Source organism: Deltaproteobacteria bacterium, from assembly GCA_009930495.1.
Taxonomy (GTDB): Bacteria; Desulfobacterota; Desulfovibrionia; order Desulfovibrionales; family Desulfomicrobiaceae; genus Desulfomicrobium.
This window is the reverse complement of sequence record RZYB01000100.1, coordinates 1-10,246: the sequence shown is the minus strand read 5'-3', so window position 1 is coordinate 10,246 and position 10,246 is coordinate 1. Positions and strand designations below refer to the sequence as shown.

Annotated in this window: 12 protein-coding genes; 11 read left to right on the top strand and 1 reads right to left on the bottom strand. The window is 59.5% G+C overall.

What is annotated here, in order from left to right; translation table 11 throughout:
- The first annotated feature begins 83 nt into the window (after positions 1-83).
- The 11 genes from EOL86_09190 (at position 84) to EOL86_09140 (ending at position 9,812) form a co-directional block, all read left to right on the top strand.
- Positions 84-425: an IS1 family transposase gene (locus tag EOL86_09190; GenBank protein NCD25750.1), complete on the top strand. Its 342-nt coding sequence runs from the start codon at positions 84-86 to the stop codon at positions 423-425.
- Positions 415-2,061: a hypothetical protein gene (locus EOL86_09185; protein ID NCD25749.1), complete on the top strand. Its 1,647-nt coding sequence runs from the start codon at positions 415-417 to the stop codon at positions 2,059-2,061. The genes EOL86_09190 and EOL86_09185 overlap by 11 nt, the downstream gene beginning before the upstream one ends.
- A gap of 321 nt (positions 2,062-2,382) precedes the next feature.
- Entirely contained in the window at positions 2,383-3,819 is a 1,437-nt protein-coding gene (locus EOL86_09180) for a hypothetical protein (protein ID NCD25748.1), read from the top strand.
- Entirely contained in the window at positions 3,816-4,610 is a 795-nt protein-coding gene (locus tag EOL86_09175; GenBank protein NCD25747.1) for a 3'-phosphoadenosine 5'-phosphosulfate sulfotransferase (PAPS reductase)/FAD synthetase, read from the top strand. The genes EOL86_09180 and EOL86_09175 overlap by 4 nt, the downstream gene beginning before the upstream one ends.
- Positions 4,611-4,906: 296 nt before the next feature.
- The gene (locus EOL86_09170; protein NCD25746.1) at positions 4,907-5,725 is read left to right on the top strand and encodes a hypothetical protein; all 819 of its coding nucleotides are present in this window, start codon (positions 4,907-4,909) and stop codon (positions 5,723-5,725) included.
- A gap of 1 nt (position 5,726) precedes the next feature.
- Positions 5,727-6,011: a hypothetical protein gene (locus EOL86_09165; GenBank protein NCD25745.1), complete on the top strand. Its 285-nt coding sequence runs from the start codon at positions 5,727-5,729 to the stop codon at positions 6,009-6,011.
- A complete protein-coding gene (locus EOL86_09160; GenBank protein NCD25744.1) occupies positions 6,008-6,808 on the top strand; it encodes a hypothetical protein in 801 nt (266 codons plus the stop codon). Before EOL86_09165 ends, EOL86_09160 begins: the two co-directional genes overlap by 4 nt.
- 8 nt (positions 6,809-6,816) lie before the next feature.
- Positions 6,817-7,608, top strand: coding sequence for a hypothetical protein (locus tag EOL86_09155; GenBank protein ID NCD25743.1), 792 nt, complete (start codon positions 6,817-6,819; stop codon positions 7,606-7,608).
- On the top strand, positions 7,592-7,825 hold the full coding sequence (locus tag EOL86_09150) for a hypothetical protein (protein NCD25742.1): 234 nt from the start codon (positions 7,592-7,594) through the stop codon (positions 7,823-7,825). Before EOL86_09155 ends, EOL86_09150 begins: the two co-directional genes overlap by 17 nt.
- Positions 7,825-9,369: a hypothetical protein gene (locus EOL86_09145; protein ID NCD25741.1), complete on the top strand. Its 1,545-nt coding sequence runs from the start codon at positions 7,825-7,827 to the stop codon at positions 9,367-9,369. Before EOL86_09150 ends, EOL86_09145 begins: the two co-directional genes overlap by 1 nt.
- A 149-nt stretch (positions 9,370-9,518) precedes the next feature.
- The gene (locus EOL86_09140) at positions 9,519-9,812 is read left to right on the top strand and encodes a hypothetical protein (GenBank protein NCD25740.1); all 294 of its coding nucleotides are present in this window, start codon (positions 9,519-9,521) and stop codon (positions 9,810-9,812) included.
- A 135-nt stretch (positions 9,813-9,947) separates the two neighbouring features.
- Here the strand turns inward: EOL86_09140 and EOL86_09135 are convergent.
- On the bottom strand, positions 9,948-10,246 hold a 299-nt coding region (locus EOL86_09135), incomplete at its 5' end, for a hypothetical protein (protein NCD25739.1).

The window sequence follows — 10,246 nt, the reverse complement described above, 5'->3', positions numbered from 1 at the left end:
CTTCCCGGTTCCCCCAAATCACGGGTATTTCGCGCCCCGGTGGAATCGCGCGGGGGAAATTTTGATTTGTACGGAAAAACGGAATGTTCGGTTTGACAGATAATACGGCAATCATCGCGGCCGGTGCCGGTCGCCAGGAGGCGGACACCATGAGCAAGGACGGGGCGGTTTGCCCACGATGCGGGTCATTGTTGGCGCAAAAGGGCGGTAAAACAGGCAACGGCAAGCAGCGCTATCGGTGCCAAGTGTGCGGAAAATGGTTCATCACCAACCGCACCCTGGGCATTGGTAACGATACCCGCAAAATCGCCGTTTCCCTGCTGTGCGATGGTGTGCCTGCTCCGATCGTGGCCAAGGCCCTGCGAGAAAAATGTTCCCGCAGATGGATTTATCAACTCCGCCAGTCCCTGATCAATGGCCGCTGATCTCTCTGATATGCGCGAGCAGATCGCGGCGGCATTGGCTGCAGAACGCGAGCTGTTTTCAACCGATCAGCCAGACGAGCCGCCATCTTCCTCGTTTGTGCGGGCCTGCCTGTACAACAACGAGCGCGGTGACGGCATTCTTTTTGCCCGGCTACACCGGGGCAAGTTTATCCAGGTCAAGAACTGGGGCAAGGCCGGGGTCTGGCTGCAATGGTGCGGCCATCACTGGCGGATCGACAAAAAGGATGCGGTCCGCAACGCGGTCGAGGAGGTCGCCCAGGTGTATCTTGCCGAGGCCATGCACACCAAGGCACGGCGCGACGAGATCGACAAAAAGACCGAACGCCAGGCCTGGGAAGCGGCCAACGAAGAGCACAAACTCTACATGGCCAGGGTGCGCAAGCTGCGCAGTGTGGCTGGGGCCAAGAACTGCCTGGAGTGGTCCACCACCATCGGCGAGGATGATAAACTCGCCATCATTTCCGACGAAATCGACCTCCACCCCTGGTTGCTCGCCTGCAGAAATGGGGTGATCGATCTCCGCACCGGCAAGTTTTCCCCAGGCCGGCCAGATGACTACCTGCTCCGGGCCGTGCCGATCGACTGGCAGGGCATCGACGCCACCTGCCCCCGCTGGGATGCCTTCATCGACGAGATCCACCAGCACGACAAAGAGATCATCGCCTATCTGGACCGGTTGTTTGGGTACACCCTCACCGGCCTGACCACCCACCATTTCGTGGGCCTGTTCCTGGGCGAGGGCCGCAACGGCAAGGGAACCATGTTCGAGACGCTGCGCTGGATCCTCGGCGATTTGGCATGGAACATCTCCCCGGAGCTGCTGATCGAGCAGAAAAATGCCCGCAACTCCGCCGGACCATCCCCGGATCTGATCTCCATGCAGGGACGCCGGATGATCATTGCCTCCGAGTCCGACGACAACCGCCGCATCTCTGGCCAACAAGTCAAAAGGTTGACAGGTGCGGATACCATCGTTGCCCGGGCGCCGCACGACCGCGACGAGACCAACATCACGCCCACCTGGAAGTTGTTTTTCTACACCAACAACATCCCCAAGGGCATGGCGGCAGATTTCGCCCTGTCCGAACGGCTGGTCTATCTGGTCTACCCGCTCAAATTCGTCACCAACCCGGATCCGTCCGACCCGATGCAACGCCAGCAGGACCCGGAACTCCCAGCCCAGCTCAAGAAAGAAGGCCCAGGCATCCTTGCCCGCTATGTGCGCGGCTGCCTCGCCTTCCAGGAGGCCGGAGGGCTGTTTCCGCCACCATCGATCCGCACAGCCGTGGCCGATCTGCAGCGCTCCGAGGACACCATCCGCCAGTTTGTGGAGGAGGTCGACGACTCAGAGCCGCCGATCCGGGTCAATGTCGAGCCTATTGTCCACCCAGAACGGCCTGATCTGCTCGATCACGAGGTAAAGGTGTCGTTCAAGTCGTTATACAGCCTGTTCTGCAGCTGGTACGCGGACAACATTTCAGAGTCCGACAAGTACCGCCCCAGCAAAAAAGCCGTCTCTGCATGGCTGGAAAAACACGGGTTCCGCCGCTCCAAACCGTGCGGGATTGCGCATGTACACGGAATCCGCCTTCGTGTTCGCGAGGGGGCAGTATGAGCACCATTTTTTCCCTGGCCAGGATCAATCGTGGGGCGGGGCAAGATCACCCAACAGGCAAAAACACCGTAATACACCCTAATCTTGTAATGATTTCAGGTAAATGTGGTCGATATTCCCATTTTCCCTGGTTTTTCCGCGCGCGCGTGTGTTTTTCAATTTCCTCTTTCTCTTTTTATTTTTTTTACGCGAAAATATAAGGAATATAATAATTCGACAACAACTATATAAAATGATTACAAGATTAGGATTTTTTCCTTTTTTCCGGATCATAATGGACAACGCAGTCTCTCAAAACAGACACCAAGGATAAGCCACCCCATGCTCTCGCTGATCTCTGGACAGGATTTTATGAAAGCCGGCAACGCCACCCAGCGCGGGCCGGAGTGGCATGGGCCGTGCCCGGTCTGCGGCGGGCGGGATCGCTTCCATATCTGGCCGGAGCAGGGCCAGGGCGGGACGTTCTGGTGCCGTGGCTGCGGCAAACACGGCGATTTGATCGAGTTCTACCGCTGGCGGGACAACCTCAGCTATCGCGACGCCTGCGCCCGTGCCGGAGTGGATGCCCGCACATACACCCCGCAGGACGCGCCAGCAAGCCGCCAGACGCAAAAAACAGGTGCAGGGTATACCCCAGCACGTTCAACGCCGGTTTTGCAACTGTGGGCCGAACACGCCGCTAAAATGGCCAATTGGTGTCACGAGCAGCTTTTCGCAAACGCCGACCAGCTTGCCTGGCTGGAGAAACGGGGTGTCACCATGGCGATGATCACCAAGTATGGCCTGGGCTGGAACCCGACCGACGCCTTCCGTACCCGCGAGGCCTGGGGCCTGGAAACGGTCCGAAAAGCCGACGGCAAGCCCAAAAAACTGTGGCTGCCGCAGGGGTTGGTGATTCCGCTGTGGATCGGCGGCCAGGTCGCACGGCTCCGCATCCGCCGCCCCAACGTCGCCAAGGGCGAACTGAAATACTACGTCGTCCCCGGATCGGGCCGCGAGCCGCTCCTTTCCGAGACCGGCCGGACCGCCTATGTCATCGTCGAGTCCGAGCTCGACGCCCTGGTGGTCGATGGAGCCGCCGGCGATCTGGTGGGTGTGGTGGCCATGGGCAATGCCAGTGCCAAGCCGACCGAGGCATGTCACGCGGTCCTCTCTCAGGCGGTCCACCTCTCCATTTGTCTCGATTCCGACGCCCCAAGGGTCAACCCGACCACCGGCCGCACCGAATCGGCCGGGGCTCAAGGCTCGATTTGGTGGCTCAACCAGTACCGCCATGCCGAGCGGGTGCCGGTGATCGGCGGCAAAGATCCAGGCGACGCCTATGCCGCCGGGGTCGATCTCCGCGCCTGGGTGTTGGCAGGTCTGCCGCCCAGGTTCCATATCAAGGCGACCGCCCCAACTGTCAAGGAATCCTTGACAGTTGCGCCGGCGACCGCCGACGGCTGTAGGGTGGGAGAAGCGCCGCGCCGCCCACCGGTTGAGGACCTGCAACCAGCCCAACCAACCGAAAGCACCACACAACATCGCATCCTCACCCTCCAGGATGGCCAGGAGATCCATGTGGTGAGCGACCAATCCCTATGGGAGCAGCTCACCGCTGAGGGGCTGGTGGTCTTTTCCGAAAATGAACTGCTCCGCCTCCAGGCTGCCCTGGTTGGTCTGGAGCCCGACGCCCGCGCCCAGGCGGTGCAGGCGGCTATTGATGCCAAACTGGTCTTTCCCGGGGCATATGTTCGCCGGGGTGAGGTGATGGCATGAGTGGGACGGGTGGAGGAAGCAACGTCGTCTCCCTATCTGGAGGAAAAGACTCAACCGCCATGCTCCACATGATGCTGGAGCGTGGTGAGGAAATCCACTCTGCAGTCTTTTTCGATACAGGGTGGGAGTTTCCAGAGATGCACGATTATATTGATTTGGTTGAGCTGAAAACTGGGATTGAGGTAGTGCGGCTCACTCATCCTCAAGGATTTGATTACTGGTTGTTTGAGCGCGAAATAGTCGCAAAAAAAGGCCCAAATAAAGGCAAAATACATCGCCTAGGAAACGGATGGCCGTCTCCGTTTCGCCGTTGGTGTACCAGGGAAAAAGTCGGATGCATCATGAAGTATCAAAAGACAGTGCCGAATTGCGTGCCATGCATTGGCTACGCAGCAGACGAAAAACACCGCGTAAGACCTGGGCCACAACGCTACCCGCTAATTGAATACGGAGTCACCGAAGAACAGGCGCTCGCATACTGCCGGAAACTTGGCTACACCTGGGGAGGTCTGTACGACATTTTTAAACGGGTATCCTGCTGGTGCTGCCCGTTGCAATCGCTAAAGGATCTGCGGTTGCTGCGAAAACACCGCCCTGAACTGTGGGAAAAGTTGCTCGAAATGGATGCAAAACAACCCGAACACTCAGCAGGATTCAAGGATTATTGGCGAGTAGCGCAACTGGATGATCGGTTTTCTCGGGAAGAGCTTTATCCAGATGATATGCCGAAACACGTTGTGCGACGAATGATGAAGCAGCGACAACTAAACGTTTTTGAGTTTGTTTGGTGATAAACATGCAAAAAATCGTTGAAACATCATCAGTTCTGGTTTATACAGAGAGCGTCAAGGCAAAATCCTTGACCGGGTTTGACAGCCCGGATAATAGGCGGACGCACCGCCACCTCTCTCAGTTCGGCGGTTTTTTTGCGTCCATTGCACAGCATTGCTTCTCCTTGGGCGGTGATGTGCGGGAGGCCTCGCGCCTGCCGGTTGCCTATTACCGGTCTGTCAACCCGCATATCGCCGCCCTTTTTGCGTTTGACAGCGCATTGGGTGGTTTATCCATTCTCAATAGGAGCCAAGCTATGCAAAATCATTCTTCAGTAGTTCAGTTTTATTTCGAATCCCACGAAGTCCGAGCCCTCACTATCGACGGTAACCCCTGGTTCGTCGCCAAAGACGTATGTGAATATTTTGGTGATACCAACTATCGACGATCTGTTTCTCGACTCGACGACGATGAAAAGGGTGTGTCACAAATAGGTACGCAGGGTGGTGGTCAGCAAATGACCATTGTCAATGAATCTGGTCTGTACAGCCTGTTGTTTTGGATGCAGCCTGACAAAGCCACCGGCAAACTTCCCCAGGATGAAATTGATCGCCGCAAAGCCCTAATTAAAAAATTCCGCAAGTGGGTCACCGCCGAGGTCCTGCCCACCATCCGCAAGACCGGCAGCTACACCATCCCCGGCAATGGCGGCCGCCGCTCTGACATCTTCCACCATCGCGGGCCGCTGTCCGACTCCGGGCTCGATATCCGCTACACCATGGATCTCACCAAGATCGTGCTCAACCCGACCGCGGCCAACCTGCGGATGCTCAACCGGGTCTCGGGCCTGCCAGTAGACGATCTCATGCCACAGCCGGCTGCCATGGTCAACAAGGCCAGTCAGCAGGATCTGTTCGACCGCTTCGCTGCTGCCATGATCCGCCGCGACATCACCGGGCAGGTACGCTTTGCCCTGGTCTACGCCGCGTTCCTTGGCTGGTGCTCGGCCAATGCCGATGACGCCCACATCCCTAGCAAAAAGGCGCTCTCTTCCTGGCTGCACGATGAGGGCTATATCCGCCGCAAACCATCAGGCGTGGCCACCATCTACGGCCTGCGCCTGCGTGAGGTGTGAGATGCAACCACTCACCACCCACCATGAGGCCCTGCGTGAGGAAGTCGACTACCGTGCCCGCCGTTTGGCCGCCCTGGGCAGTGCCATCTCTTCCATTGCCATTGTTCTTGGTGGCCTCCACTCCATGCGCGAAATGGAGGTGTGCCCAGGATGCGATTACCTGCCGCCTGAACTGCTTTCCGGATACACCGTCGGCGGCCTCCACAGCGCCTTGGAGGAGCTGGGCGGGAACGTGTCGCATATAAGCGACATTTTCCGGGAAATGACACGGGAGGGTGTGCAATGAACCCCCTCGACCTCGCCGACGACCTGCTCGATTTCGACCTCGACCAGGAAATCCCCGGTTTTGATCTCATCCACGCCGACATCAGCGACGCCCTGCAGACCGAAACCGTCCGCATCCGCCGCTATCCACGGCCTGAGCCCCAGCTGGTCCGCTATGAGCGCGCCGCTGATATGGTCGCCGCCCTGCCAAATCTTGCCGAGGGTGAGGCCGTCTTTGCCCTGGTCTCCGGCAATTTTATTTTTGGCGATTTGATCGAGGCTTTGATGGTCGATCGCAATTGGTACGCCGAGGAGCTGCTCGTGGCCACTCTCAGCCTATCCAAAGAAAATGTCGACAGCCTCCGCAACCTCCAGACCGGCGGCTACGTCCGCCGCCTCGGCCTGGTGGTCTCGGATTTTTGGTATGCCCACGAGCGCCGCCCGGCCGGCGGGGTGCCCTACATCGAATCAACCCTCGGCCAGGATCAGGACTTTTTATTTGCCGCCGCCGGCATCCACACCAAAACAACTTGCATCCGCACCGATTGCGGCCGCTCCCTGGTTTTGCACGGGTCGGCCAACCTGCGCAGCTCGCGCAATGTCGAGCAGGTGATGGTCGATGCCTCTGCCCCGCTCTACGAGTTCAACGCCGCCTGGATCAACCGCATCCTGGCGGACTTCTCCGCCAACCCCAAATCCAAACGAGGTGACATCCTATGGCAAACTCTACCGGAACCAACAAAAAGTCCCGCCTCTCCGACTGGCGAAAAGGCAGTACCGCCGCCAGTAAACGCAAACCCAAACGGAGCTGATAAGTGAGGGCCTCCATGGACCTGCAAGACAACACCACCATCGAGGCCCTCCGCACCGCCGGAGCCACCACCGCCGAGCTGCGCAAGGCCACCCTGCTCACCAACGATGTCAAGCGGGCCATGATCGCGTTGAACGATGAGTCGACGCCCACAAACCGCAAAAACTACAGCGAGGCCGAAACCGCCCAGGCCGAATACGTCGGTGGCCTGGTCGCCCGCTACCTCGACACCTCCCCGGCCAAGGAGGAAGACGACCACTTCCCCCACAAGCTCGCCGCCTGGGAATATCTGCGCGACTCGGGCTGGAAGATCGGCCGCTCCCAGTTCTACGAGCACTGCAAACAGGGCCGGCTGCCGTTCAGGGAGGGCAAATACCTCCGCCGCGATGTCGACCGCTACGCGGCCATCCACTGCAAGTCATCCGAGACCGGCGAAAAGGTCAACGACACCCTCTCGCGCATGGCCGAGGAAAAGGCCACCACCGAGCTGGAGCGCGAAAAGGTCCGCCTCAAGCGCGAGCAGCACGAACTGGCCGTCCGCCTGGGCGAGGTCGTGCCCCGCGACGAGGTCGAGTTGATGATCATCGGCCGGGCCGTGGCCATGCTCTCACATCTCAAGGCCATGGTGCAGATGGGGGCAAACGACTGGATCGCCCTGGTCGAGGGCGACCAGCGACGATCCCGCGAATTGATCGACACCATCGTCGCCTCCATCGAGGAGCGGGTGGCCATTTTCGCGCGCGATATTGAATTCGAAGTCATCCTTGAAAAAAACAACCAGGAGGAAACCCATGTCCACGATGATTGAGAACATCGACGGCAATGCCGTCGTCCGCGTCATGCAGCGCCGCCTCGATCGCGCCCAGGCCTGCGCCGACACCTCGGCCCGCCTCTACGCCGAGCAGGTGGAACGCGCCAACCGCGCGACAGCCGATCTGATCCGTGCCCGCGAGGCGAACGCCGTCCTGCTGGCCAGGCTCTCCGCCCGGGATGGCTTCCCCGTCCTGCCGCTGTTGGTGCCGTGATGGGCAAGGGGACGGCGAGGATCGACAAGCCCAGGTGCTCCGCCGCCCTGGCCAAGATTGCCGCCGGGTCGACCTGCCCATTGACCAATGGCCGGCCACTGAAGATTTCCAGGTCCGCGTTCGAGGCGGCCTGCCGTGACCGAAGGGAAAAGGGGCTGCGATGGGGCTACAACAAGCGCGCGGCGGAAAACCGCACCGCCTACAACCGGTGCGAGACCTGCCAGGGCAAGCGGATACCCAAGGAGGTGCGATTTTACAGCGAGGCCGAGCTCAAGCGCCTGTCCTCGCCAACCGCGAGGCAACCCAAGTCCGCCGGTGGGACGGTGGCCGGGTTGTCGTTGGTCCAGCTACGGGAGCCGATAGAGGCCCCGAAGACAAACAATCAACCATGTATCGAGGAGCGAACAATGGCAAGAACAGGCATCTGCGAGAGTTGCAAGTCCAACAGGGCGTCGGGAAAAAACTACGATATGCTGATGTGCTCGGGGTGCTCGACCATCCACAGCAACGTGCGCAACAAGACCGCCATCGTGGCCGAGGCGATCAAGCGCACGGGGAAAACGGGCGAGATTCTCGAGTGCTTGGGGGTTCCGGCTGTCGCGGCGGTGCAGGTGGAGTCCGAGATGCTCGAAAAAATCGCCGACCTGCTCGGCTACGACCAGGGACAGGAGACCATCGACGGGGAAGAGCTGCTCGCCACCCTGGCGGCCAGGTTGACCCCCACCCCGGAGATCGACGACGACCAGCTCCGGGAGTTGATCTCGGCCCAGACCGCCTTGGATGAAATCTGCCGCGCCGTGGGGCTGGAGAACGGCGACGAACTGACCTACAAGATGATCGTGCTGGCGGTGGCCCAAACCGCCGCCGGGCTGGAGGCCGCTGAACGTTCCGGGGCCGTTGCCGTTGCCGATGGCGATTTGCTCACGCAAGCTGATATCCTGGTCCGGATCGGCAAGGCGGTCGACCATGCCGGGCCGGCGGCCGACCTGCCCGGCGAGATCGAGATCTTGGTGGGGGATCTGGCCGACCTGAAAGAGCGGTCAAAGGACCATGCATCGTGGTTGGACAAGGTGGCCACGCTGGTCGATGCGGCCACCTTTGCCCCGGACGACATCCTGGCGGCCGTGGCTCAATCCGAGGCCGTCATTGAGGATTTGATGTTGTTGACCGGTGGTTTGGCGTCAACGCCGTCAGGTCTCGCCATGCTGTTCCGGCTGCGGGGCGACGAGCTCCATCGCCTGGGTATCGACCTCCAGGGCAAGCAGGAGCAAATCGGCCTGCTCGCCGACCAGCTCTCCGAGGCCGAGCAGAAGCTGTTGGCCGACGAACAAATTTTTGCCCGCATCCGCGAGGTGATCGAGGGCGACGGCATCGCCCCCGGAGACTTGCCCACGGCCATCTCCGCCAAGCTCTTTGCGGGCTATCCCCTGCCATCGCCGCGCGCCGGCCACGGCGAGCGCCTCGATGCCCGTCTGCTTGGGCTGCTGCTCGATCATCCCGAGATCTGGCTGGAGCGGATCGCCGAGATCAGGGAGGCGGTGTGACCGATCCTGGAGAGGCCACTGGTCAGGTGGAGATTCTCAGCGCCGGACGCGGTCGTCCCATCGTGATCGATGCGGACGACCGGACGGCTTTATGTTCCCATCAATAGGCGGGCCGTGCCCGTCTCGACTTGCTGAAAAGGAGAAATATCATGTTGAATATTCGCAAACATATTGGAATGCTCGGGCTGAAAGTGGAAGACAAAGTGTCCGGATTCAAGGGCGTCGTGACCAGCGTGAGTTTCGACCTCTACGGGTGTGTCCAGGCTATCGTCCACCCTGGAATGACGGCTGACAACACGCTGGGGGAAACCCGCTGGTTTGATATTGGTCGATTGAAGGTGCTGGAATTCGAGCCGGTCATGGATGTTCCTGATTTTGAATATGGCGCGATCGCTGAGGGCAAAAAAGGCCCCGCGGAAAAGCCGAGTTTTTGCAAGGCATAATCGCGGTGCAGCCGCCAACGACAAGCTCACCGGGCCGCGACCGGTGACAACTGAATTTTGAGCCGGAGATTTCGCGGTCCGGTGGAGCGACCTTGTTATGCCTGAATTTATAAGTGTTTTTGACAAAAACCCTCTCTATGTCGGGTGGTATCCTGTGCTGATATGTTGGGAGGCGCATGAAGGATTTTTCCCTAATGCGGCTTTTTGGGATGGTAAAAAATTCACCACGGATTTACCTGTTTCGAACTTTGTCGATATCGTTTTTCCAACAAAGAATGAGGCTGAAAAATTTGCGGACGACAACGATCCGTGTTGGTAGAGCATAATCGCGGTGCTGACCGGCGCCGTGCGCCGATCAGGCAAACGAAGTTTGGATGATCGGTGTGCGGTGTCCGGTCGAGCACCTTGTTCCGGCGCAAGGCGACGGGGCAAGG

Excerpts from the sequence above, each read along its gene's own strand:
- EOL86_09190 (NCD25750.1), top strand. The coding sequence starts at position 84 with ATGTTCGGTTTGACAGATAATACGGCAATCATCGCGGCCGGTGCCGGT.
- EOL86_09185 (NCD25749.1), top strand. The coding sequence starts at position 415 with ATGGCCGCTGATCTCTCTGATATGCGCGAGCAGATCGCGGCGGCATTG.
- EOL86_09180 (NCD25748.1), top strand. The coding sequence starts at position 2,383 with ATGCTCTCGCTGATCTCTGGACAGGATTTTATGAAAGCCGGCAACGCC.
- EOL86_09175 (NCD25747.1), top strand. The coding sequence starts at position 3,816 with ATGAGTGGGACGGGTGGAGGAAGCAACGTCGTCTCCCTATCTGGAGGA.
- EOL86_09170 (NCD25746.1), top strand. The coding sequence starts at position 4,907 with ATGCAAAATCATTCTTCAGTAGTTCAGTTTTATTTCGAATCCCACGAA.
- EOL86_09165 (NCD25745.1), top strand. The coding sequence starts at position 5,727 with ATGCAACCACTCACCACCCACCATGAGGCCCTGCGTGAGGAAGTCGAC.
- EOL86_09160 (NCD25744.1), top strand. The coding sequence starts at position 6,008 with ATGAACCCCCTCGACCTCGCCGACGACCTGCTCGATTTCGACCTCGAC.
- EOL86_09155 (NCD25743.1), top strand. The coding sequence starts at position 6,817 with ATGGACCTGCAAGACAACACCACCATCGAGGCCCTCCGCACCGCCGGA.
- EOL86_09150 (NCD25742.1), top strand. The coding sequence starts at position 7,592 with ATGTCCACGATGATTGAGAACATCGACGGCAATGCCGTCGTCCGCGTC.
- EOL86_09145 (NCD25741.1), top strand. The coding sequence starts at position 7,825 with ATGGGCAAGGGGACGGCGAGGATCGACAAGCCCAGGTGCTCCGCCGCC.
- EOL86_09140 (NCD25740.1), top strand. The coding sequence starts at position 9,519 with ATGTTGAATATTCGCAAACATATTGGAATGCTCGGGCTGAAAGTGGAA.